Raw genomic sequence first — 22,331 nt, forward strand, 5'->3', positions numbered from 1 at the left:
GCGGAATGGTTCGAGGGGGGCTCAGGGCCGCGGCCGAGGCTAGGTGTATTCGTCGTGGAGCCGATGCGCCTCGGCCACCTGCGCACGGATCTTGTCGACGTCCTTGGCCTTGTTGCGGTACTTCGGTTCCATGGCCATGATCTGGGCTTCTTCCATCGTCAGCAGCCGGTAGACACGTTCGCGTTCGGCGGGGTCTGCAGTGTAGCCGAGGTCGATGTAGTCCACCGCGTGCCGCCGGGCACTGTTGATCGCTGTCTGTGCCTTTCCCGCCTTGCTCAGCAGCGAGACGACAATGGTGATGACAAGCACCCCGATGATGAAGCCCAGGGACAGTCCGGTGGAAATTTCGATGACGGGGACGGGTTCGCCGTCGTTGATGAATGGAAGGTTGTTTTCGTGCAGCGCATGGAGCACCAGCTTGACGCCGATGAAGGCCAGGATGGCTGCCAGTCCATAGGAGAGGTAGATGAGCCGGTCAAGCAGTCCGTCCAACAGGAAGTAGAGCTGGCGCAGTCCCATCAGCGAAAACGCGGTGGCGGTGAAAACAATGTACACATTCTGCGTCAAGCCGAAGATCGCGGGAATGGAGTCCAGCGCGAACAAGATGTCGGTGCCGCCGATCGACACCATGACCAGCAGCATAGGCGTCAGCGCGCGCTTGCCGTTGTGCATGGTAAAGAGCTTGTCTCCATCGAAGTGGTCGGTCGTGTGGAGGAACCTCTTGGCCAGGCGCATCATGAAGTTGTCTGATTGCCCCGTCGCGTGGTCCCCGGGCTTGAGCAGGTTGCCGGCCGTGATCAGCAGGATCAGGCCGAAGAGGTAGAACACCCAGGCGAACGAGTTGATCAGCGCCGCACCCAGGAAAATGAACCCGGTCCGCGCCAGCAGCGAGAACACGATGCCGAAAAGCAGCACCTTCTGCTGGTCCTCGCGGGGAACCCTGAAACTGGCAATGATGATCAGGAAGACGAACAGGTTGTCGACCGAAAGGGCCTTCTCCGTGATGTAGCCGGCGAAGTATTCCGACCCCATGGTCGCACCGCCGAAAACGAACACCAGGATCCCGAAGATGATGGCAATCCCCACATAGATCGATGACCAGATGGCGGCTTCCTTGAGCGCGGGGACGTGCGCCTTGCGGATGTGGAAGAAATAGTCGAAGGCGAGCAAGGCCAGGATAACGACGATGGTGATGCCCCAAATCAAGGGGGAAACTGTCATGTGTTCCTTCTTTCGGACGGCGGTGGCGGCGGTCCCGGGACCTTGCCTGGTTTTGGCATACCGCTGCCGGAGGCGCCCTCAGAGGGGCCGTCTACGGCGTCGTCGAATGCCAGCAACCAAGCAAAGCCTGTGTGTCGAAACTAGCACCTCGCTAGGCTGTTTGATACCCCTCCCTGCACGGACGATGGGAACCGTCGTTGGCAGACCGACGTTTTGGTCCGGACCGCCGTCCGCGCCACTTTTTAGAGCGTTCCCCCGGCGGCCTCGGGCGCGCCGGCTCCCCCGTCCGCACCGGGCTGCCCGGCATCTCCCACCGATTCGCGGGCCAGGAATGTCTCGATCTCGAAGAGACTGCTGGCCCTGCGCGCGATATTCAACAACGTGGACATCGACGCCACCTCCTCGACCTGCTCCTTGAGGAACCACAGCATGAACTGCTCTCCCAGCGGATCGTTTTCGGCCCGGGCTGCGGCGAACAACTCCTTGATCTGCTCGGTGACCTCGATCTCCTGGGCAAGCGCAAGCACCAGCGGATCTTCCGCCGTCGCAAAGTCGTTTCGGACCTCGCCAATGCCGGGGATGACGAACTTGATGCCTCGGTCCAGCATGTACTGCACCATCATCATGGCGTGGTTCCGCTCCTCCAAGGCCTGGCGGTAGAAGTGCTTCGCCAGCCGGGGCAGGTCCTGTCCATCGAACCAGGCCGCGATGGCAATGTACTGCTGGGACGCCGCGAACTCGTTGCCCAGTTGGCGGGTCAGTAACTCATTGAACTGATGGCTCATGATGCTCTCCTGAAGTGGGTGTGCACGCGTGCGGACCCGGCGTGCCGCGAACTGGTCGGGCCGTGGTGGCGAAGGACCTGTATCGAGCGTCCCCCGTCCTTGATACCAACGTCAAGGGCGGGCGAGGTACCGGTCGGCGAACCGGTTGCAGTTCTTCGTTTTCCCTGACCGCGGAGTGCTCCTGGCCTGCGCGGATCCGCCGGCGAGGGAAGGGACGCAAGCCAAATACAGGACGGGATTGGCCGCCCCCGGGCTACCTCCGCGCGTTCCCCACGAAGGCGAGCAGTGCCGCGTTGACCTCAGCGGCGTGTGTCCACAGCAGGCCGTGGGGTGCCCCGTCGATTTCCACGTAGTCGGCTTCCGGCAGCAATTTCCGGAACCGCCGCGCCGTGGCATCGATGGGCAGGATATTGTCGGCCGTGCCGTGCAGGATGAGCGCCGGCTTGCCGCTGGCAGCCACCGCTGCGACGTCCGCGCGAAAATCCTCGATCCAGGAGGAAACGACCGCGTAGGCGGCCACCGGCGCGCTCGAAACAGCGGTGTTCCAGTTCGCTGTGACGACTTCCTGGCTGATCCGCGACCCCAAGGTGTCATCGAGGTTGTAGAAATCGGAGAAGAAGCTCGTGAACCAGGCGAAGCGGTCACCCTGGGCCGTCTCGACGATACCGTCGAAGACTTCTTGCGGCACGCCCTCGGGATTGTCATCCCTCTGCACGAGGAATGGCTCCAGCGAAGCCAGGAAGGCGAGCTTCGCGACGCGCTTGTGCCCGAACGTGGACACATAGCGTGCCAGTTCGCCGGTGCCCATGGAGAAGCCAACCAGGATCACGTCGTTCAGGTCGAGGGTTTCGAGCACCGTGTTGAGGTCGGAGGCGAAGGTGTCGTAGTCGTACCCCGTGCCGACTTTGCTCGATTGGCCGAACCCGCGGCGGTCGTAGGTGATGACGCGGAAGCCCGCGTCGAGCAGGACACGGGTCTGGCGCTCCCAGCTATGTCCGTTGAGTGGGTACCCGTGGATGAGGACCACCGGCTGTCCCTGGCCCTGGTCCTCGTAGTAGAGGTCGATTGACGTGCTGTTCTCGTTGCCAACGCTGATGAAGCCCATGGAGGTTTGCCTTCCGTTCGGTGGTGCGTGCGATCGCTATCCCGGTCTCCCACTCACGCTAAGGAACCGCACCCCGCATTTCAAGCATCCGTGGCGACATGACCCGGTGCGAAGCCCACGGGCGCAAACGCAAGACGACGGACCCTGCCGGTGGCGTGCGGGTATGCTGCATCGAACTGGACGCGCCCACATCGGTTGCCCTACGCCCATTGAGCGCTTCCGCATCCCCGGCCGGATGGCTCGCTTAGTGGGTTTCGGGACGGTGCTCCGATGCCGCCGCGTGTTGCTCGGCGATCAGGTATTCCTTCACTGCCTGGGCAGGCACGCGGTAGGAGCGGCCGAATCGCACGGCGGGCAATTCCCCTGAATGCACCAGCCGGTAAACGGTCATGTTGGATACCCGCATGGCCTCGGCGACCTCTGCCACGGTCATGTAGTGGGCATCCTCGAACCCCTTGAGATCCACCATGGTGTTTCTTCCCCCAATCATGTTGTATTTCATCCCCAAATGAAACTCCCAATGCCGTGCACCACTCCAACCACTTGTGCAACGTGGTTACCATGCTAGTCACAAGGCACCGACGGCACCATGGAAACGACATTGCATTTGGGCCACGGTTCCCACCTCAGGGAAGCAGCGTCTGCGCAACGACCGCGCGGGGACTCCGTTGCCGGATTAACCGGCCTCACTGCCGCTATGGATACACCCTGCACTGCGGTGCTTCAATGGGTCCATGACGCACAAGGTGCAAGCCGACTACCTAGTGGTCGGGGCCGGCGCGATGGGCATGGCATTCGCGGATGCGTTGATCGACCATGCCGACGCGCGCGTGGCCATTGTCGACAGACGCCACGGTTCCGGCGGGCATTGGCTCGACGCCTATCCCTTCGCGCGCCTGCACCAGGCCTCCGCATTTTATGGTGTCGCCTCCACGCTGCTCGGCGATTCCCGGGTGCAACAGCACGGTCCGGAAGCCGGCCTCCATGAACGGGCCGATGTCTCGGAGATCTGCGCCTACTACGCCCACATCCTGGCCGACCGGATGCTGGGCACCGACAAGGTCGAGTTCTTCAACAACTGCGAGTACGTTGCCGACCGGCAGATCGTCTCGCATATCTCCGGCCGGCGGACCGAGGTGCCATCGCAGTGCCGGATCGTCGACGCACGGTACCTTGCACCGGACATTCCGTTGATCACCCCGCCGCGCTTCGACGTCGCGGACGATGTCCGCGTGATTCCGGTCAACAGCCTCGCCCGCACCATGGAGGCGCCGAGCCAGTATGTGATCGTGGGATCGGGCAAGACCGCAACCGATGCCTGCATCTGGCTCCTGTCCCACGGCGTGGACCCCAACGCGATCTGCTGGGTGAGGCCGCGCGATCCCTGGATGCTCAACCGCGCTGTCGTCCAGCCGGAACCGGCGGTGTTCCTCGGCATGGCCGCCGACACCATGGAGGCATCCGCCGCCGCGATGTCGCTCGAGGACCTGTTTTTCCGGCTGGAAGACGCCGGCATCATGCTCCGCATCGACCGGTCGGTCACCCCGACGATGGCCAAGACTCCGACGCTGGCGACCTGGGAACTGGAGAAACTGCGCACCATTGAGCACGTCGTGCGGCTCGGACATGTCCGGGCGGTGGAACGGGGGCGCATTTCGCTCGAGGACGGCACGGTCTCGATGGCCAAGGACGCGCTCGTGGTGCACTGTGCCGCCTCTGGCCTGCGCTACCCGCCGACCATCCCGATCTGGGGACGGTCGGCGATCACGCTGCAGCCGATCCGGGCCGGATTCCCGTGCTTCGGTGCAGCGCTGGCAGGCTACGTGGAAGCGACCCGCGACGACGACGCGGAAAAGAACCGGCTCTGCCCATCGACCCCGTATCCCAACACACTTGCCAGTTGGGCAACCATGCAGATCATGGGCACCCGTGCGGCGAAATCCTTTGGGTCGCAACCGGACATCAAGGCCTGGGCCGACGCCGTGGCGCTGAATCCGGCACGGGTTCCACCCGAGGAGGGCAGGTTGGCCGAGGTGGATGATGCGCTCTCCCGCCTGAAGACCCAGGTTCCCTTGGGCGTTGCCCGGCTGGCGGAACTGGTCTGAACCCCGGCGCTCATCCCCCCGCTCGCCGAAGACCCTGAGCGAAGGGACCTGTCCGGCGTGAGGGGCGACTCCCTCACCCCGGACTAGTCCCGTTGTAGCTGGCGTCGGCTATTGCCTGAACACCATACGGCGCACTACTTCGACGGTTCCGGTTCCGAAGGCGTCGGCGCCGAGGCGGTCTCGACTTCCACCAACAGTGCCGCTGCGATGGCGTCGAAGGCGCGCAAGGTGGGGAACAGCCTGGCGGGATCCTGCGGGACCGGCCAGGTCGACAGCTTCACTGCCACCACTTGGGCGGGGCGGTTGATGTAGACCATTTGCCCGTGGATGCCAAGGCAAAGCACGACGTCGCTGCCCTCGTAGGGGAACCACATCTGGTTCCGGTACATCCCGCCGGGCATGAGGTTGTCGACAGGGCTGTCAGCGAAAGCGTCTCGGGAGTCCGGTGCCCCGGCCAGTGTCTGCTCAATCCACTCGGACGAGAGCACGCGCTCACCGGTCAGGGAGAGCCCATCGTTGAGGAAAAGCGAACCAAAGCGGGCCATGTCGCGCAGCGTGGCGTTGATCCCGCCGTCAAAGACAGCGGTGCCGAACTGGTCGATGCCGACGGACGCATCGGATTCGGCACCGAGCTTGCCCCACACCAGATCCGACAGCAAGATGTCCATCGATGAGCCGGATGCGGCCTCGCAGATCCAGCCGAGCATGTCCGTTTCGCAGGAACGGTATTCGAAAACGCCGCCGTGGGCGGTCTTTCGTTCCAAGGTCCGCAGGAACGGGTACATTCCCGTGGGCCCGGGCGCCTTGGCGGGCGCCCAGCCGATGGCTTCCTCCAGCTTCCGGATTCCGGCGGCAGGGTCCAGGTAGTTCTCGGAAAAGTCGATTCCGGAACGCATGTCCAACAGCTCGCGCACCGTGGCCCCGGCATATCCGGTTTCGGTGAGTTCGGGGAGGTAGTCGGTCAGCTGCCCTTCAGGATCCAGGATCCCGGAGTCACACAGCGCCCCGGCCACCGCTCCGACCAGTGACTTGCTCATCGACATCAGCAGGTGCTGGGTCCCGGCGCCCATCCCACCGAAGTACTGCTCGGTGAGCACCTGGCCGCGGTGCAACAGCATCCATCCATCGGTCTCCGTGGTGGCCATGACCGAGCCCACGCTCATGGGCACTTCTCCGGCAAAGGCCGGCGGCAGAATGACGGAATCCAGGTCGCGGTGCCCTTCCGGAAGCTGCGCCACCTGACCATTCCCCCGGGAAATTGTCGCCGTAGGCAGGATCTCGGCCATGTGCTGGAAGGCCCACCGCTGGTTCTCGGGCAGCCGCCAGCTGTTCATGTCCACGGGCTGCGCCTGGAATTCCAAATTCATGTTGTTCATGGGGAAATACCCTTCAGTTGCTACACCGTTTGTTCATTTGGACATTACCACCGGGGGTTCTCACCGTCCCGATTTGTGCATCCCTTGGTCGCGTTGACAGTCAATGTGACGCGGGGGTCCGGAGGCAGCGTTGCCCCATCGACCCCGGTCAGACGCAGGCAATTGGCTGTTCACCGTCGTGCCGACGGAATTACCGCCGTCACGGGCGGTCCCGGCCAGGAGGCCTGCCGCCCCCTAAAAGGGACACTGGATCGGCCTACAGGAAAAAACGAAGGGTTCCGTGCAGATTGGGTGCACGCCAAAGCGGCATGCCATAGGCTCATAAACAACGTCGCTGCCAGCTAGCGGCAAGTCAACCAAGAGATAAGGCCAGAAAAATGATCGGATTCATCGTCGCGGGACTAGTCATCGGTGCCCTCGCGAGACTCATCAAGCCCGGCAAGCAAAATCTGAGCCTGATTGTGACTCTCTTGCTCGGACTCGCCGGTTCGGTCATCGGCGGGGTCATCGCGAACCTGCTCGGCACAGGCGACATCTTTGAGCTCAATGTGGTCGGATTCATCGTCGCCGTCGTCGCATCCGTGCTTCTCGTCGGCGTTGCCGAAGGCCTGTCGGGGCGCCGCAGCTCAGTTCGCTGAGCGGAAACAGCGTTGGAAAGAGGCATCTGCCCCCCTGAGCAAGGCGGTGCAGGTGTCTTTTTCATATCGCAACCGATTTCCCGGTCGATAGGATGTCGGCGTCAGTCACGGGGAACACACTGTCATCATTCACCGCCTATCTGGGGGAGCACTCCATGGAATCCGCGCGCATTTTCGAGTCAATCGTGATCATTTTCAACCCGAACAGCACGGGGAATGCCCCCAAATTGGCCGAAGAGTTGAGGGACCGGTTGGCAGACCGGCTCCCTTACCGAGCGGACATCAGCCTGCAGCCCACCGAACATGCAGGCCATGCCGTCGAGCTGGCCCGGGAAGCCGCCGCCAACCACGCCAACGTGCTGGTCGTCTCCGTCAGCGGGGACGGGGGCTACAACGAAGTCGTCAACGGGGTCATGCAGAGCGGCAACCGGGAGGCCGTTTGTGCTGTCATGGCCGCCGGCAACGCCAACGACCACCGCTCCAGCATCGGCACCAAGCCCCTCGATGAGGCCATTGCCGAAGGCCATGTGCGGAGGATCGACCTGCTGAACATCGCCACGGGAGAGGGAGGTGACCTTACCGGGGAGTACGCGCACTCCTACATCGGCTTCGGACTCACTCCGGTGGTGGCCATCGACCTGGAAAAGGGCAGCAAGGGAGCGCTGAAGGAAATGGTCTCCGTGGTGCGCACGTTCTCGAAGTTCACGCCCTTTGAAATGCAGCATTCGAACGGCCAGCACCTGAAGCTGGACAGCTTGGTCTTCGCGAACATCCCCGAGATGGCCAAGTACGCCACGCTCAGCGAGGCCGATGACCAGCCCCGCGACGGGAAATTCGAGGTCATCATCCTGCAACACCAATCCAAGTGGCGTGTCCTGCTGACCGCCGCACGCGCCGCAACGAAAGGGCTGGGAGACCAGCCGAGCACCGACCATTACGAGTTCACCACGCTCAAGCCGATACCGTACCAAATCGACGGCGAAGTCAGGAGTGCCGCAGCCAATACCGTGGTCCGCGTGACCAGCGTGCCGCGCGCCCTGCCGATCGTCGGCTAGCGGCCCTGCCGGTGCCGGGCATCCTGGCTTATGGCGCCGGACAGTTTGACCTACGAAGTCGACATCACCACGCCGGGCCTCTACGCCGTTTCAGGACGCGTTTCCTCCGACGTCGAACCTGCCGGCACTGTCACGCTGGACTGGGGATCCACCCGGGAGGAACCGGTCGCCATCAAGAACACGACGCATAACCGGAACTTCGAACGCCAGGAATGGGACCAGCGCTACCTTGAGCGCGGAACCCACCGCTTCACCGTGCACTTCACGGCCCAGGATTACGTCTCCTTGGACTACATCCAGTTTGACCGCGTCATCGGTTAACGTCACCCGAAACCACAAGGACGCGAGACGATGCTCGTGGGCGTGCTGCTCGCAGGCGTCGGGATCCGTGCGCAGGTCCATCACGGGCTAAGGCGGCGGCCACCGGGTTGATCCCGGTTGCCGCCGCCTTAGCCCGATTGTCCGGCGAGGAGCCTGTCCGGCTCTCGTCCGTACTATGGATTATTCCGGTCTCGGAGCGCCTAGCTGGTGACCAACACGTCGGCCGCCGTATCCATGTGCTCCTTGATGACCTTGGCAGCAAGGGCCGCGTCGGCGGAAGCGATGGCGTCGACGATCTCTGCATGCCGCTCGACGTTCATGTTCCTGATGCCGCGTTCCTTGCCGCCCCACATGATGGACATGCGGATGCTGCCCTCGAGCTGCTCCCAGGAGAGCAACAGGGGCTCGTTGCCGGTGAGCCGGCACAGGACACGGTGGAATTCCAGGTCGGCCTCGATCCCGCGCTCGATCCCGTGTCCGGCTTCGACCCCCATGTGCTTCAAGGCGGCCTGCAGCTGGGCGACTGCGTCACTGCGGTCCTCGAGGGTGCACAGCCGCTGCGCGGCGAGGGTCTCCAGTGCGGCCCTGACGGCAAAGATGTCCCGGATCTCCTTGGCGTCGAGGTTCCGAACAGAGAGCCGGCCCCGCGCTCCGGCGGAGACCAGACCCTCCTGCTGAAGCTGACGCAGCGCCTCGCGCAGGGTGCCGCGGCTGATGTTGAGCATGTCGGACAGCTCGGTTTCGACCAAGTGCTTCCCCGGCGGGATCTCACCGGTGGTGATCGCCCGGCGCAGGGCCGTGAGCGCTTGCTGCCGAAGGCTGGTCTTTTCGAGCCCCAGCAAGGACATTGCTTCCACGGCCATGGTTTTCCGCTTTCTTTTCGTTGTCGACGGTCAACATTTACACGTTCTCCACCGATCCTAGCCCCTCATGAGGCATCAGCGGCATGCCCCGCCGCCTGAACCGAGTCTAAAGTTCGCCCAAGACCTTCTCCACGATGCGCGCAACCGACAGTCCGTATCGGTCGTGAAGAGTGGGCAGTGCTCCGGCCTGCAGGAATTCATCCGGCAGGGCGATGGGCACCACGCGCTTGCTGACGCCCGACTGCACCACGGCGGAGGCCACGGTCTCGAACAATCCGCCGACGACCGAATGGTTTTCCAAGGTCACGGCCAGTCTGTCGGTGTTCAGTTCGCGCAATACGGTTTCGGTGTCGAACGGCTTGATCGTGGGGGCGTGGACGACCGCGACATCCACGTGGTGTTTGGCCAGTTCCTTCGCGGCAGCAAGTGCCCTCATGGTCATCAGTCCGCTGGAGACGAAGACAACGTCGGCGCCGCCGCGCAGCACCTTCGCCTTGCCCAGTTCGAAGGTGTAGTCGTATTCGTCAAGGACGGTGGGCACGTTGCCGCGCAACAGCCGCAGGTAGGTGGGCCCTTCACTGGCTGCCAGCTGCGGCACCGCCTGTTCGATGTCCAAGGAGTCGCAGGGGTCCACGATGGTCAGGTTGGGCATGCCGCGGAAGATCGCCATGTCCTCGGTGGCCTGGTGGCTGGGGCCGTAGCCGGTGGTGAGTCCGGGAAGGCCGCCGACCACATTGACGTTGAGGTTCGGCTCGGCGGCGTCCAGGGCGAGGAAGTCGTAGGCGCGTCGGGCCGCAAAGACTGAATACGTGGAAGCGAATGGCACCAGCCCGGTCTGGGCCATGCCTGCGGCGGCACCCAGGAGGAGCTGTTCGGCCATGCCCATCTGGAAGAACCTCTCGGGGAAGGCATTGGCGAAGATGTGCATGTCGGTGTATTTGCCGAGGTCGGCTGTGAGTCCGACGATCGCGGGGTTTTCCTCGGCCGCCTTGACCAGGGCGTGCCCGAACGGGGCGGGTGCCGTCTTTTGGCCGGGGTCGGCGAAGGAGGCGATCATGGCCGAGGTTTTCAGGCGGGCCTTCACTGGGGTGGTGGTCATTTGGTTGCTCCTTTGTGGCCCGCGGTGAGTTGCTCGCGGCAGGTTTTCCATTCGTGTTCGTCAATGCGCATGAAGTGCGCCTTTTCGCGCTCTTCCAGCAGTGGGACGCCTCGACCGACGCGGGTGTCACAGAGGATGACCGATGGCCGGGCGCCGGAATCAGCTTCCTGCGCGACGGCGTCGAAGGCAGCCAGGAGCTGGCCGACATCGTTGCCGTCCACCCGCTGGACATGCCAGCCGCTGGCCGCCCACTTGTCGGCGACCGGCTCGGTTCGCATGACGGTGTCCGTCTTGCCGTCCGCCTGGAGCGCGTTGATGTCCACCAGCACGGTGAGGTTGCCCAGTCCGTGGTGGTGGGCGCCCATGGCGGCCTCCCAGGTCGACCCCTCGTCGAGTTCGCCGTCGGACATGAAGTTGATGACGCGGGACGTGGAACCTTGGTGCCGCAGGCCCAGGGCGGTGCCGATGGCGATCGGCAGCCCGTGCCCGAGTGATCCGCCGGAGATCTCCATGCCCGGGGTGTAGGTGGACATTCCCGACATGGGTAGCCTCGAGTCGTCGGATCCGTAGGTCTCCAGCTCCTCGATCGGGACGATGCCGGCCTGGGCCAGCGCCGCGTAGTGCCCGATGGCGTAGTGCCCGGTGGACAGCAGGAACCTGTCGCGCCCGTCCCAGTCGGGATCTTCGGCCCGGTACGTCAGCTGGTCGGCATAGACCGCGGCGAACATGTCTGCGGCGCCCAGGGCCTGGCCAACATAGCCCTGGCCCTGTACCTCACCCATGTTCAGGGCATGGTGCCGCATCGCATAGGCGAAGTCCTCGACGCGGTGTCGGCGCTCCGCCGGGTTTGCCCCCGCGGAGGTAGGGGGCGTGATGGTGGTGGTCTTCATGGTTGGTCCTTTGCTGGTGGTGATGTCCGGGTTCACGCGTTGACGTGGTTGGCCGGGGTCGAACGTTCGGCTTCGGTGGCGTACTTCCGCTCGGCCGGGCCCCAGGTCTCGCGAGTGGCGAGCGCCGCCCACAGTCCTATGGCTCCGTAGAAGCTGAAGAGCAGCGCCGGGCCCAACCAGCCGAAGCTGATGAACAGCAGGATGGTGACGAAGGGGGTGAACCCTGACACCATTGCCGAGATCTGGTAAGCCAGCGAGGCCCCGGACGAGCGCGTGTTCGCTTGGAAGAGCTCGGGGAACCAGGAGCCTTGGGCACCTGCCAGCGAGTTCTGGCAAACAGCGTAGGAAATCACGATGGTCGCAATAACCAAGACGAACAAGCCGGTGTTCACGAGCAGGAACATGGGAATTCCAAAGAGCACGGCGAAGGCAGTCGAAGCAATGTAGGCCGGCCGACGACCGATCTTGTCCGTCAGCGAACCCCACGCCATGGTGGCGAAGATGCCGATGGCGGAGGCGACGCACAGTGCGATGAGGGTCTGGGTCTTGTCAGCCAGCTCGCTGGTGTGGAGGTAGGAAATCATGTAGGTGATCGAGACGGCGTAACCGGCGGTCTCGGCGATGCGCAGGCCGATGCCGCGCACGATGTTGCGCCAGTCCTCGCGGATGACCTTGGCGATCGGATTGCGGACGATCTGGCCCGAGCTCTTGACCTCGTCGAACACCGGGGACTCTGGGACCTTCGACCGAATGATCAACCCGACGGCCACCAGCACGATGCTGGCCAGGAACGGGACGCGCCAGGCCCAGTCGCCACCGAGGTTGACGCTGTACAGGAACACCACGTTGGCCAGCAGCAGTCCGACCGGGAAACCGGCCTGGACGATGCCGGTGTACTTGCCCTTCTTCTTCCACGGGGCGTGTTCATAGCTCATCAGGATCGCCCCGCCCCACTCGGCACCGAAGGCCAGTCCCTGGATGATTCGCACCAACACCAGCAGGACGGGGGCCACGATGCCGACTTGCTCGTAGGTCGGCAGCAACCCGATGACGAACGTCGCCAGGCCCATGAGGATCAGCGAGGCGACGAGCACGGGCTTGCGGCCCAACTTGTCGCCGAGGTGTCCGCCGAGAATTCCTCCCAGTGGGCGGGCGGCGAAGCCCACTCCCAAGGTGGCAAAGGCGGCCAGCGTTCCGGTCACCGAATCGGCTCCGGGGAAAAACGCCGTTCCGAAATAGAGCGCGGCCGCGGTGCCGAAGCCGATGAAGTCATAGGTCTCGATCACTGCCCCAACGCTTGAGCCAACGGCGACGCGCTTGGCGTCCTTGGTGCCGTGGACATGCCCACGCATCGCAAGGTTTTGGTTCGTCATGTCTTTACCTTTCGGACAAGCCGGCGAGTCCAACTTTGGAAGCGCCAGTGTCAACAGTCAACAGGTTACGCCATCCACTGTGATGCACGCCACCGGGCATTGTCAACAGTCAACCGTCGGCTCTGTTTCATGGTTGACTGTTGACAGTCAACGGGAATATGGTGTTGGCAGTCACATCGAACCATCTCTGGCCAGAGGCGGCCCCGCCGCGGCCCACTAAGGAGCGCACCATGAACAACACCCCCCGCACCGCTGTCATCACCGGAGCCGCATCGCCCAAGGGCATCGGCATGGCCGTCGCCGAACGGTACGCCCGCCAGGGCTGGGCCGTTGTCGTGTTGGACCTTGATGGCGAAAAAGCCGCAAAGGTCGCCGCGGAAATCGGTTCCACGCACAATGCGGCCGCGTTCGGACATGCCGTGGACGTGGCGGACGAGGCATCCGTGGAAGCTGCGTACGGCGCGGTGCGCCAGGAGGTGGCCGCAGGCAACCTCCCCCCGGTGGGGGCACTTGCCAACATCGCCGGCATCACGTCCCCCGTCCCCTTCCTGGAAACCACGCGCGAACTCTGGGACAAGGTCATGGCCGTCAATGCCACGGGCACCTACCTCGTCACCAAGGCCTTTCTTCCCGACATGATCGAGAACGGGTGGGGACGCATCGTGAACATGTCCTCCGTGTCCGCGCAGCGCGGCGGCGGCGTTTTCGGCAAGGTCCCCTACTCGGCGGCCAAGGCCGCAATTCTTGGTTTCACCAAGGCTTTGGCCCGTGAGCTCGAGGACAGCGGGGTGACCGTCAACGCCGTCACCCCGGGCGCCGTCGACACCAATATCCGCGTCGGATCGACCGCCGAGACCGAGGCCGCCATCACCCGCGACATCCCGCTGGGGCGCACCGCAACCACCGAGGAAGTCGCCGCCGTCATTACGTTTCTTTCCAGCGAGGATGCCTCGTACCTCACCGGCGGAACCTTGGACATCAATGGCGGCAGCCACCTGCACTAAACCGGTGTTAGGTTCCTCCACGGCTTTCGGACACGAAACCGGAGGACGCATCCGAGCACTGTAGCTTCTCGCAAAAAAGGATCGCCTGCACTCCCCCCATCTGGGGAAGTGCAGGCGATCTTTCGTTGACGTTTAGCGGCTGGCGACGAAGGCCTGCACGCAGGCCTCGATGTCCTCGGCCGAGTGCGCGGCCGAGAGTTGCACGCGGATGCGCGCCGCCCCCTTGGGCACCACCGGGAAGCTGAAGGCAGTCACGAAGACACCGTGCTCCAGCATCTTCCCGGCAACCTCTGCTGCCTTCACGGCATCGCCAAACATCACCGGGATGATGGCGTGCTCGCCCTCGAGCAGCTCGAAGCCCTCCTCGGTCATCCGTCGGCGGAAGAGTGCGGCGTTGGCGAAGAGCTTCTCGCGCAGCTCGCCCGAGCCCTCGACGAGCTCGAGCGCCTTGAGCGTCGCGGCGACGATGGCCGGGGCCAGCGAATTGGAGAACAGGTAGGGACGCGCCTTCTGCCGCAGCATCGCCACGATCTCCCCGCGGCCCGAGACGTATCCGCCCGAGGCGCCGCCCAGGGCCTTGCCAAAGGTGCCGGTGTAGATGTCCACGCGGTCCGAGACACCCGCGTGCTCGGGGGTGCCGGCGCCGGTGGCACCCATGAAGCCCACCGCGTGGGAGTCATCGACCATGACCAGCGCGCCGTACTTGTCGGCCAGGTCGCAGATCGCTGCCAGCGGTGCCAGGTATCCGTCCATGGAGAAGACGCCGTCGGTGACGATGATGGTGCGCCGGGCGCCCTTTCCGTCGTTCAGCGCCGCGGCTGCCTGCAGCTGGGTTTCCAGGTCCGCCATGTCCTGGTTCGCGTAGCGGAAGCGCGCGGCCTTGGACAGCCGGATGCCGTCGATGATCGAGGCGTGGTTCAGCGCATCGGAGATGATGGCGTCTTCCTTGCCGAACAGCGATTCGAAGACGCCCCCGTTGGCGTCGAAGCAGCTGCCGAACAAGATGGTGTCCTCGGTGCCCAGGAACTTGGAGACCTCGGCCTCCAGTTCCAGGTGCAGGTCCTGGGTGCCGCAGATGAAGCGGACCGAGGCCATGCCGAAGCCGCGGGTATCCATGGCGTCCTTGGCAGCTTGGATGATGCGCTCGTCGTCGGCCAGGCCCAGGTAGTTGTTGGCGCAGAAATTCACGACCTTCCTGGCCTCGGCGCCGAGTTCGCCGGCCGAGATACGGGCGGACTGGGCGGAGTCGATGTGGCGTTCGGACTTGAACAGGCCGTCGGTGCGCAGCTGCGCCAGTTCGGCGGCCAGCTCGTCTTTCATGGTGGTGTACATGTGCTTCTCCTGGAGTCGCGGGAAGGGGGAAGAGGCTTGGGGAAGTTTAGAAGACGGTCCAGTCCAGGACGACCTTGCCGCCGTGGCCCGAGCGGGCTGCGTCGAAGCCGGCTTCCCATTCGGTGGCCGGCAGGTAGTCGGTGACCACCGAGGAGATGCGCTCGCGCAAAACCGGGTTGGAGGTGAGCATGGCGCTCATGGCGTACCAGGTCTCGAACATCTCGCGCCCGTAGATGCCCTTGAGCGTGAGCATGTGGGTGACGACCTTGCCCCAGTCGATGTCGATCGAGCTGGAGGGCAGGCCCAGCATGGAGATGTGCCCGCCGTGGTTCATGTTCTCGATCATCTCGGGCAGGGCCGTGGGGTGTCCGGACATTTCCATGCCGAAGTCGAAGCCCTCGAGCATCCCCAGCTCGCGCTGGGCGTCCTTGATGCGGGTCTTGGACACGTCGATCGCCAGGTCCACGCCCATGCCGCGGGCCAGTTCCAGGCGCTCGGGCGACACGTCGGTGATGGCGATCTTGCGGGCCCCTGCGTGGCGGGCGACGGCGACGGCCATCAGCCCGATGGGGCCGGCGCCGGTGATCAGCACGTCCTCTCCGACCAGGGGGAAGGACAGTGCGGTGTGCACGGCGTTGCCGAACGGGTCGAAGATCGCCCCGAGTTCGGGGGTGATCGAGGGATCCCGGTGCACCCAGACGTTGGCTTCGGGAATGACGACGTATTCGGCGAAGGCGCCGTCTCGCTGCACGCCCACCGAGACGGTGTTGATGCACATCTGGCGGCGGCCGGCACGGCAGTTTCGGCACATCCCGCAGACCACGTGCCCCTCGCCGGAGACCCGGTCCCCGACCTGGACGTTGTGGACGTCGGACCCGACCTCCACGACCTCGCCGTAGAACTCGTGTCCCGGGATCATCGGCGCCTTGATCATGGCTTTGGCGGCGTCGTCGTAGGCCTGGATGTGCAGGTCGGTGCCGCAGATGCCGGCTGTCATCACGCGGATCTTCACGTCGTGGAAGCCGGCGACGGGTTCGGGGCGGTCAACGAGCTTGAATCCGGCGTGGGGTCCGGACTTGTACAGTGCCTTCATCGATGTTTCCTCACTTGCGCCGATCCAAGCGCGTCCTGGACGATTCGACTCCAGTCTGGCACCTTGCGCCAGCGGTGGATACCTTAGAAGATACGCAGGTTTCTCAATCAACGATTTAGGATTGTCTACATGGAAGTCCACCAGTTGCAGATCCTGCGCGAACTCGGCGACCTTGGCTCGGTCAAGGCCGTGGCCAGCGCCCTCTATGTCACCCCCTCTGCCGTCTCCCAGCAGCTGGCCCTGCTGCAGCGCAACATCCATGTGCCGCTGACCCGCAAGGAAGGCCGGAACCTGGTGCTCACCGAGGCCGGCGAGGTGCTGGCCGCCGCCGGGGCCTCGGTGGTCTCCTCGTTGGCGGCCGCGCGGGCCGCCATCGGCGAATTCCAGGAAAGCCCTGCCGCGCCGGTGACGGTCGCCGGGTTCCACTCCGTGGGACAGGCGCTCTTCGGCCCGCTGCTGGCCAAGCTCGAGGCCCCCGGCGCCCCGGTGCCGCAGTTCTTCGACGAGGATGTCGCCCAGCAGGACTTCCCAGCGCTGACCGCCCGCTACGACCTGGTGCTGGCCCACCGGATGGACTACACCCCGCCCTGGCCCGCGGACCGGGTGGTCGTCTCCGCACTCGCACACGAACCGCTGGACATCGCCCTTCCCTCCCACCACCGGCTCGCGGCCCGTGCGACCCTGCGCCCTGCGGATCTCGTCGGCGAGCGCTGGGTCGTCAGCCGCGAAGGCTACTCCCCCGCCGACGTGCTCAAGGCCATCAGCGCTGTCTCCGGGGACGCACCGCGGGTCATCCACCGCATCAACGACTACGCCACCGTCGCGGCGCTGGTGGCCTGCGGGGACGTGCTGGGCATCATCCCGCGATATACCGCCGGATCCGCGCTGGGCACCTCCGTGGTGCTCCGTCCCCTGGAGGGCATCGCCAACCGGCGGCGCATCGACCTGCTGGCGCGGCCCGAATCCATGCACCGGCGCAGCGTGCAACTGGTGGCCGCCGCCATGGGCCAGGCCATGGCCGAGCTCAGCCTCGACTGACCATCCGGGCTCCAGTGCACCACCAAGCCACGCCACGGGGACCACACATCCCCTGGATATCGGGCAGGCAGGGGTTCACGGGCCCAGCAAGTGTTCTAGGCCGTGGATGCCAACGGCATGCAATGGGTCACCGGACGGCAGCCCGGCCATCAACACCGCGTAGTTCACTGCCCAGGCCCGGGCGCGAGCCCATGTGCCGGGAGAATACAGTCCGTGGCCGGCCAGCCGCTCCCGGAATTCCTCCAGTCCCGAGGGTGTGAAGTGCAACCACGCAACAGCCAGGTCGCAGGCCGGGTCACCCGCCGTCAGGTCGCCGAAGTCGATCACCGCGCTGAGCCTGGCCGGCTCGTGCCCGGTGCCGGCAGCCGATTCCCCGGCACCCGCCGTGTCGTGGACGAGCATGTTGTGCGGGTGCGGATCCCCGTGCAGCCACAGGCGCGGGCCGACGTGTTCCAGTTCGGCAAGACCCTGCTCCCACATGGCCAGCAGGGCCCCGCGCATGGGTTTGCCCACGGCCTCTAGGCGCGACCGCACCGCGTCGTCCCGATCCCGCAGCGGCACCCCGCGCACCGGGTTCCGCGGGGCATCGGCCGGGGCAGGCACATGCAATGCCCTGAAGAACGCAGCCAGCGCCCCGGCATAGCCGTCGCGCGCCGCCGCCGGCACCGATGCCGCACTGCGTCCGGAAAACCAGGGCACGATCACCCAGTGGTACGGGTAGCCCTCCCCCGGCTTCCCGCGATGCACCGGCACCGGAACGGGCAGCGGCAGACGGGGTGCCAGGAACGGCAGCCAGCGCATCTCGTTCAGCAGCAACCCATGGGCAGCCGCCCGGCGAGGCAGACGCACGGCAAGGTCAGGCCCCAGCCGGTAGATGGCATTGTCCCAGCCGTCATCGGCGAAACCCGGCTCCAGATGGGCCAGCTCCGGGAATTGCGCGCGCACCAAGGTACCGACCATCTCCGGATCGACGCCTACGTCCGCTGCAGGCCGAGGCGTGGAGCCGGTGGGGCTCATGCGTCCTCGTTCATCGCCGCAATCTGGATCAGGTTCCCGCAGGTGTCATCGAACACCGCCGTGGTGACGGGCCCCATGGCGGTCGGTGGCTGGGTGAATTCCACACCCAGGCCCACCAGTCGTTCGTACTCCGCCTGCACGTCGGCGACCGCGAAGGAGGTGAACGGGATCCCGTCGGCCACCAGCGCGTCCCGGAACGGTTTCACGGCCGGGTGGTTTGCCGGCTCAAGCACCAGCTCCACCCCTTCGGGTTCCTCGGGCGAGACGATCGTCAGCCACGAGAACTCCCCCATCGGCACGTCGTTCTTTTTCACGAATCCCAGCTTCTTCGTGTAGAACTCCAGCGCCTTGGCCTGGTCGCTGACCAGCACGCTGGCAAGGTTGATTCTCATGATGCATTTCCTTTCGACGACGAAGTGCCGGCGCGCGGTGCGCCCGTACCCGTGGTTGGTGTGGTGGTGAGGGTGCCGAATTCCGTGCCGGGGGCCGGCGCGGCAGGTTTCCGCTCGGGCTGCGCATTCTCCGGGCGGGCCGCCTCTGGCCCGGCGGGTGGCCAGCGCTCGGCGATCCGGCGCAACGGCGAGGTGTCAACGTAATGGAATTTATACCGGCCCGACCGTTCACTGTGGACCAGCCCCGCTGCCTCGAGCACCTGCAGGTGTTGCGAAATCGCCTGTCTGCTGGGATTGATGCGGTGACGGGAGGCCAAACGGTTGCAGATTTCAAAGAGCGTCTGGCCGGTGCGATCCACCAGCTCGTCCAGGATCGCTGCCCTGGTCGGGTCCGCCAGCGCCTTCAGCAGCTCTTCCACATTCACCATTAAGGCAAGTCACTGCTTGCATGTCAAGGGGCGGCTGCTCAGGGCACTGGCCGGCGTCGAGGCCTCGGGACTCCCGGAGTCATCGACAGCGGGGCGTGAAATCCCGCGTTCCCGAACCCCTTGTCCCGGTGGCAGCGGGGGGAGGAGAATATCCCGTTAGGGGATCGGTTGGGGCCGGTCGATATTGGGGGAAGCGTCATGGCTAAGCTGACGGGCATGTTCAGGACAATTTGCGGTGCGGCTTGTGGGATCCTTGCTGCAGCAATCGTGGCTTCCGGAGCCGGCGCCGCTCCGCCGACGGCCCACCAGGCATCCGCGGTGACGATCGCGCAGCCAGCAGCCGCGCTGCCCGCCGTCCCGGGCCCCGGGAAGGTGGCGACGGCGAAGCTGCCCGCGCTGCTGACTACCCAGGCCAACCTGAATCTTCGCGCGGGCAGCAGCACCCGGACGCGGATCATCATCACCATCCCGAAGGGGACGAGCGTCAAGGTCCAGGCCCGTGCCTCCAACGGCTGGTACAAGGTCACCTACAAGTCGCGCACCGGCTGGGCCAGCGGCCAATATCTTGCCGCCGGGAAACCCGTCAAATCCGGACCCAAGCTGCCTTCCATTCCGCTCGCGCACCAGAACCGCGGGCCCAACAAGACCTCGCGCGTGGTCTTGACCTACGACGACTGCCCACGCACCTTGTCCTCGTTCAAGTCCGTGATCAACTACGCGGGCAAGTCGAACATCGGCCTGGTGCTGGCACCCACGGGCGATTGCCTCGTCTCCTTCAAGCGCCGCTACGGCGTGGATCTTGCTGCCCTGGCCCGTTCCAAGGGGCAATGGGTCATCAACCACTCGGCAAACCACGTCGACCTGCGCAGGCTCAGCTGCACGCAGGGTGCCCGCGAGCTACGCGGCACCGGCGTCCGCACCAACTACGGCCGGCCTCCCTACGGTGCGATCAATTCGAACGTGCGATGTGCCTATGCCCGGGCGGACATGAAGATCTGGACGTGGACCCACTACACCCTGGACTGGATGGTGCGCTCAAAGCAGACGACCGTTGCCCGGGCCGGGGCGGCACGGCGCGGCGACACCGTGCTGATGCATATGCAATGGGAAGGATTCACCCCGGATTCAATTCGGCAGATCCGCAACCGCCTTTCCGACCGCGGCATCGGCCTTTGCCGTGCCTATCACGGCAAGGACGGCCGGGGCGCCGTGGCCAAGACTCCTGTGTATCTCCCGTCCTCGTTGCCCTGTTGAATATTCGGGGTTCCTGGATTGGCCGCATATCCCCGATTCTGGTGCTTCTGGCCCTCCTGCAACAGTTATCCACATGCCCGCGTATCGACCCCCGCAGCGGCATTCAGCGGCGCATGCTTGAACCATGACCACCGCAGCGGCCATCGCCCTGCTCGCGGGAGACCGCGAGGATCCGAGGTACCCAGCGACCCCGGACGATGAGCTGCGCGCCTACACCGCCCTGGCTCTGGCCCTCGAGGAACTGGCCCCGCGCATCGCCAAGCACACCAGCTCGCCCGCGGACGCTGCCTACTTCGTACAGGTGGTCGAACGAACCCACCGCAACACCGGCTTCGCCCAGCTCTCTGCCACCGATCTGGCCCAGCGCACCCTGGTCCGCGAGCTGCCCGAAGACACTCTGCTGGGGATCAACCGGTGCCTCGCGGACCCGCCCGCCTACATCGACGGAACCATTGACCTGCCCGAAGCGCCCGCCACCCCGCCGAAGGGACGGCCCACCTTCAAGGACACCACCGAGTTCCTGCAGTCCACGTTCCGCATCGGCTTCGTCGAGGCCCGCGATCGCGTACGCGCCGCCGCCCGTCTCTTCCCGCGCACGGATGTCCACGGCATCGAGCAGCCGCCGCAATTCCCGTTGCTGGCCGAAGCACTCGCGGACGGCAAGGCCTCGCCCCACCAGCTTGCCGATGCTGCCAAGAAGCTTGAGCGGATGCAGCCGGAGATCAGGCAATACCCGAACTCCGACGAGCTGGCCGCCCGGTTGGAGGCCCAGGTCGCCGAATCCGTGCGGGAACAAGATCCCCGCACCACCAACAAGCTGTTCAACGCCATCCAGGTCGCGCTCGATCACGGCGTCAAGGAGCCCTCCGAGGAAGTGCTGCGCACCAAGCTCGGCGCTTTCTATCGCGGCACCAACGCAGGGATCGCCGAGTTTCTGTTGCGCGTCCGGGCGGCAGACGCCGAGCTTCTGCTCGCGCTGTTCGCCCAGTTGGACAACCCGCGGACCAAGGCCGGGGATCGCGACGCACTTGCCCAGCAGGCCGCCGGCTCTTCCAACGTCACCGGTGGCTCTAACGGCACCAAGGTTTCCGGGGTTTCCGGTGCTTCCGCCAGCTCCGCCGAAACACCAGAAGCCGTCGTCATGGACGCCGGGAACGGCACGCAAAGCGGCACCGCCCCCTCGCTGCCGGACTTCCCCGACTTTCTGGTCGATCCCGCGACCGGCCTCCCGCTGACCGACCCCGCCGAAGCCAAAAAACTCACCCTGGATCCATTGCCGACGGAGGCCGACATCCTCGAATCCATGAACAACACCGCCTATGGCGCCGACGGCTTCACCCCGCCGCAACGACATCTCCAGGGACTGATGAACCTGATCAAGACCAAGGGCAGACCAACCAAGGGCACCAAGACCGCGGGGCTTCCCTCACCGGAACTCGTCATCATCACCACGCTGGCCGAACTTGAGGAAAAGGCGGAACAATCGGGACTCACGGCACACGGTCAACGGTTCACGCCGGCGGAGTTGCGGCAGCAGCTGTGCAACGCCGGAGCCATCCCCATCACCATGGGCGGGAAATCCCAGATCCTGGACCTCGGCCGCGAGCAAAGACTCTTCCCCGACTACATGCGCGTGGCGATCCTCGGCATCTACGGCGGCTGCATCTTCCCCGGTTGCACTGTGCCCCCGGAGCATTGCGAGATCGACCATGACGACGAATGGGCCAAGGGCGGAACAACCAAGATCAATGACGGGCGGCCATTCTGTTCCGGGCACCACCATGCCAAACACACCGGGCTGATCGACGTCGTTCGGGACACCGACGGGCTCTTTTCCGTCATCCTGCCCAAATTTATGGATCCCGGGCAAAAGCCCCGACGCAACACCTTCTGGCGGCAATTCAACAGCAACCCGACGTTGTTCTAGTTTCCCGGCTTGCCA

At 64.8% G+C, this 22,331-nt stretch carries 22 protein-coding genes; 8 read left to right on the forward strand and 14 right to left on the reverse strand.

Features of this window, described 5'->3' with window-relative positions; all coding sequences use genetic code 11:
- Window positions 1-39: 39 nt before the first annotated feature.
- The 4 genes from OIU93_RS00850 to OIU93_RS00865 form a co-directional block, all read right to left on the reverse strand.
- The gene (locus OIU93_RS00850) at window positions 40-1,221 is read right to left on the reverse strand and encodes a TerC family protein (RefSeq protein ID WP_264268163.1); all 1,182 of its coding nucleotides are present in this window, start codon (window positions 1,219-1,221) and stop codon (window positions 40-42) included.
- A 242-nt stretch (window positions 1,222-1,463) separates the two neighbouring features.
- Entirely contained in the window at window positions 1,464-2,006 is a 543-nt protein-coding gene (locus OIU93_RS00855; RefSeq protein WP_264268164.1) for a ferritin, read from the reverse strand.
- Between the two features lie 253 nt (window positions 2,007-2,259).
- Window positions 2,260-3,111 (reverse strand): alpha/beta fold hydrolase, encoded by an 852-nt coding sequence (locus OIU93_RS00860; RefSeq protein WP_264268165.1) that lies wholly within the window; start codon window positions 3,109-3,111, stop codon window positions 2,260-2,262.
- A 244-nt stretch (window positions 3,112-3,355) separates the two neighbouring features.
- Window positions 3,356-3,580, reverse strand: coding sequence for a helix-turn-helix domain-containing protein (locus OIU93_RS00865; protein WP_264268599.1), 225 nt, complete (start codon window positions 3,578-3,580; stop codon window positions 3,356-3,358).
- Between the two features lie 265 nt (window positions 3,581-3,845).
- Here OIU93_RS00865 and OIU93_RS00870 point away from each other — a divergent pair, with 265 nt between their 5' ends.
- On the forward strand, window positions 3,846-5,216 hold the full coding sequence (locus tag OIU93_RS00870) for an NAD(P)-binding protein (protein ID WP_264268166.1): 1,371 nt from the start codon (window positions 3,846-3,848) through the stop codon (window positions 5,214-5,216).
- A 134-nt stretch (window positions 5,217-5,350) separates the two neighbouring features.
- Here the strand turns inward: OIU93_RS00870 and OIU93_RS00875 are convergent, their stop codons facing one another.
- Complete coding sequence (locus OIU93_RS00875; RefSeq protein WP_264268167.1) at window positions 5,351-6,592, reverse strand: serine hydrolase; 1,242 nt, start codon at window positions 6,590-6,592, stop codon at window positions 5,351-5,353.
- A gap of 377 nt (window positions 6,593-6,969) precedes the next feature.
- Between OIU93_RS00875 and OIU93_RS00880 the strand changes: the two genes are divergently transcribed.
- The 3 genes from OIU93_RS00880 (at window position 6,970) to OIU93_RS00890 (ending at window position 8,606) form a co-directional block, all read left to right on the forward strand.
- On the forward strand, window positions 6,970-7,230 hold the full coding sequence (locus OIU93_RS00880) for a GlsB/YeaQ/YmgE family stress response membrane protein (RefSeq protein WP_264268168.1): 261 nt from the start codon (window positions 6,970-6,972) through the stop codon (window positions 7,228-7,230).
- 155 nt (window positions 7,231-7,385) lie between these two features.
- Window positions 7,386-8,285 (forward strand): diacylglycerol kinase family protein, encoded by a 900-nt coding sequence (locus tag OIU93_RS00885; protein WP_264268169.1) that lies wholly within the window; start codon window positions 7,386-7,388, stop codon window positions 8,283-8,285.
- A 45-nt stretch (window positions 8,286-8,330) separates the two neighbouring features.
- Window positions 8,331-8,606 carry a hypothetical protein gene (locus OIU93_RS00890; RefSeq protein WP_264268170.1) on the forward strand — a complete coding sequence of 92 codons (276 nt, stop codon included), beginning with the start codon at window positions 8,331-8,333 and terminating at the stop codon, window positions 8,604-8,606.
- A 200-nt stretch (window positions 8,607-8,806) separates the two neighbouring features.
- On the opposite strand, the gene OIU93_RS00895 is transcribed toward OIU93_RS00890, so the two are convergent.
- From OIU93_RS00895 to OIU93_RS00910, 4 genes are all read right to left on the reverse strand, one after another.
- Window positions 8,807-9,469 (reverse strand): GntR family transcriptional regulator, encoded by a 663-nt coding sequence (locus OIU93_RS00895; protein ID WP_264268172.1) that lies wholly within the window; start codon window positions 9,467-9,469, stop codon window positions 8,807-8,809.
- Between the two features lie 106 nt (window positions 9,470-9,575).
- A complete protein-coding gene (locus tag OIU93_RS00900) occupies window positions 9,576-10,568 on the reverse strand; it encodes a transketolase family protein (RefSeq protein WP_264268173.1) in 993 nt (330 codons plus the stop codon).
- Window positions 10,565-11,371: a transketolase gene (locus OIU93_RS00905; RefSeq protein WP_264268600.1), complete on the reverse strand. Its 807-nt coding sequence runs from the start codon at window positions 11,369-11,371 to the stop codon at window positions 10,565-10,567. Before OIU93_RS00905 ends, OIU93_RS00900 begins: the two co-directional genes overlap by 4 nt.
- Before the next feature lie 119 nt (window positions 11,372-11,490).
- A complete protein-coding gene (locus OIU93_RS00910; protein WP_264268174.1) occupies window positions 11,491-12,831 on the reverse strand; it encodes an MFS transporter in 1,341 nt (446 codons plus the stop codon).
- Between the two features lie 230 nt (window positions 12,832-13,061).
- Here OIU93_RS00910 and OIU93_RS00915 point away from each other — a divergent pair, with 230 nt between their 5' ends.
- Window positions 13,062-13,835: an SDR family NAD(P)-dependent oxidoreductase gene (locus OIU93_RS00915; protein ID WP_264268175.1), complete on the forward strand. Its 774-nt coding sequence runs from the start codon at window positions 13,062-13,064 to the stop codon at window positions 13,833-13,835.
- A 132-nt stretch (window positions 13,836-13,967) separates the two neighbouring features.
- On the opposite strand, the gene OIU93_RS00920 is transcribed toward OIU93_RS00915, so the two are convergent.
- Both OIU93_RS00920 and tdh read right to left on the reverse strand, forming a co-directional pair.
- Entirely contained in the window at window positions 13,968-15,167 is a 1,200-nt protein-coding gene (locus tag OIU93_RS00920) for a glycine C-acetyltransferase (protein WP_264268176.1), read from the reverse strand.
- Between the two features lie 46 nt (window positions 15,168-15,213).
- The gene (gene tdh / locus OIU93_RS00925; protein ID WP_264268177.1) at window positions 15,214-16,260 is read right to left on the reverse strand and encodes an L-threonine 3-dehydrogenase; all 1,047 of its coding nucleotides are present in this window, start codon (window positions 16,258-16,260) and stop codon (window positions 15,214-15,216) included.
- Between the two features lie 129 nt (window positions 16,261-16,389).
- On the opposite strand from tdh, the gene OIU93_RS00930 reads away from it, so the two are divergent.
- The gene (locus tag OIU93_RS00930) at window positions 16,390-17,298 is read left to right on the forward strand and encodes a LysR family transcriptional regulator (protein WP_264268178.1); all 909 of its coding nucleotides are present in this window, start codon (window positions 16,390-16,392) and stop codon (window positions 17,296-17,298) included.
- A gap of 75 nt (window positions 17,299-17,373) precedes the next feature.
- On the opposite strand, the gene OIU93_RS00935 is transcribed toward OIU93_RS00930, so the two are convergent.
- Genes OIU93_RS00935 through OIU93_RS00945 form a run of 3 tightly spaced genes read right to left on the reverse strand, consistent with a single transcriptional unit; the run spans window position 17,374 to window position 19,135 of the window.
- Complete coding sequence (locus OIU93_RS00935; RefSeq protein WP_264268179.1) at window positions 17,374-18,315, reverse strand: aminoglycoside phosphotransferase family protein; 942 nt, start codon at window positions 18,313-18,315, stop codon at window positions 17,374-17,376.
- Window positions 18,312-18,707, reverse strand: coding sequence for a VOC family protein (locus OIU93_RS00940; protein ID WP_264268180.1), 396 nt, complete (start codon window positions 18,705-18,707; stop codon window positions 18,312-18,314). Before OIU93_RS00940 ends, OIU93_RS00935 begins: the two co-directional genes overlap by 4 nt.
- Window positions 18,704-19,135, reverse strand: a complete 432-nt coding sequence (locus OIU93_RS00945; RefSeq protein WP_264268181.1) for a helix-turn-helix transcriptional regulator — start codon at window positions 19,133-19,135, stop codon at window positions 18,704-18,706. The genes OIU93_RS00940 and OIU93_RS00945 overlap by 4 nt, the downstream gene beginning before the upstream one ends.
- A gap of 198 nt (window positions 19,136-19,333) precedes the next feature.
- Between OIU93_RS00945 and OIU93_RS00950 the strand changes: the two genes are divergently transcribed.
- Window positions 19,334-20,389: an SH3 domain-containing protein gene (locus OIU93_RS00950; protein WP_264268182.1), complete on the forward strand. Its 1,056-nt coding sequence runs from the start codon at window positions 19,334-19,336 to the stop codon at window positions 20,387-20,389.
- A gap of 124 nt (window positions 20,390-20,513) precedes the next feature.
- Window positions 20,514-22,316 (forward strand): HNH endonuclease signature motif containing protein, encoded by a 1,803-nt coding sequence (locus tag OIU93_RS00955; protein WP_264268183.1) that lies wholly within the window; start codon window positions 20,514-20,516, stop codon window positions 22,314-22,316.
- Window positions 22,317-22,331: the final 15 nt, after the last annotated feature.

Origin of the sequence: Paeniglutamicibacter sp. ZC-3, assembly GCF_025847175.2 — a bacterium.
In the GTDB taxonomy this organism is placed as follows: domain Bacteria; phylum Actinomycetota; class Actinomycetes; order Actinomycetales; family Micrococcaceae; genus Paeniglutamicibacter; species Paeniglutamicibacter sulfureus.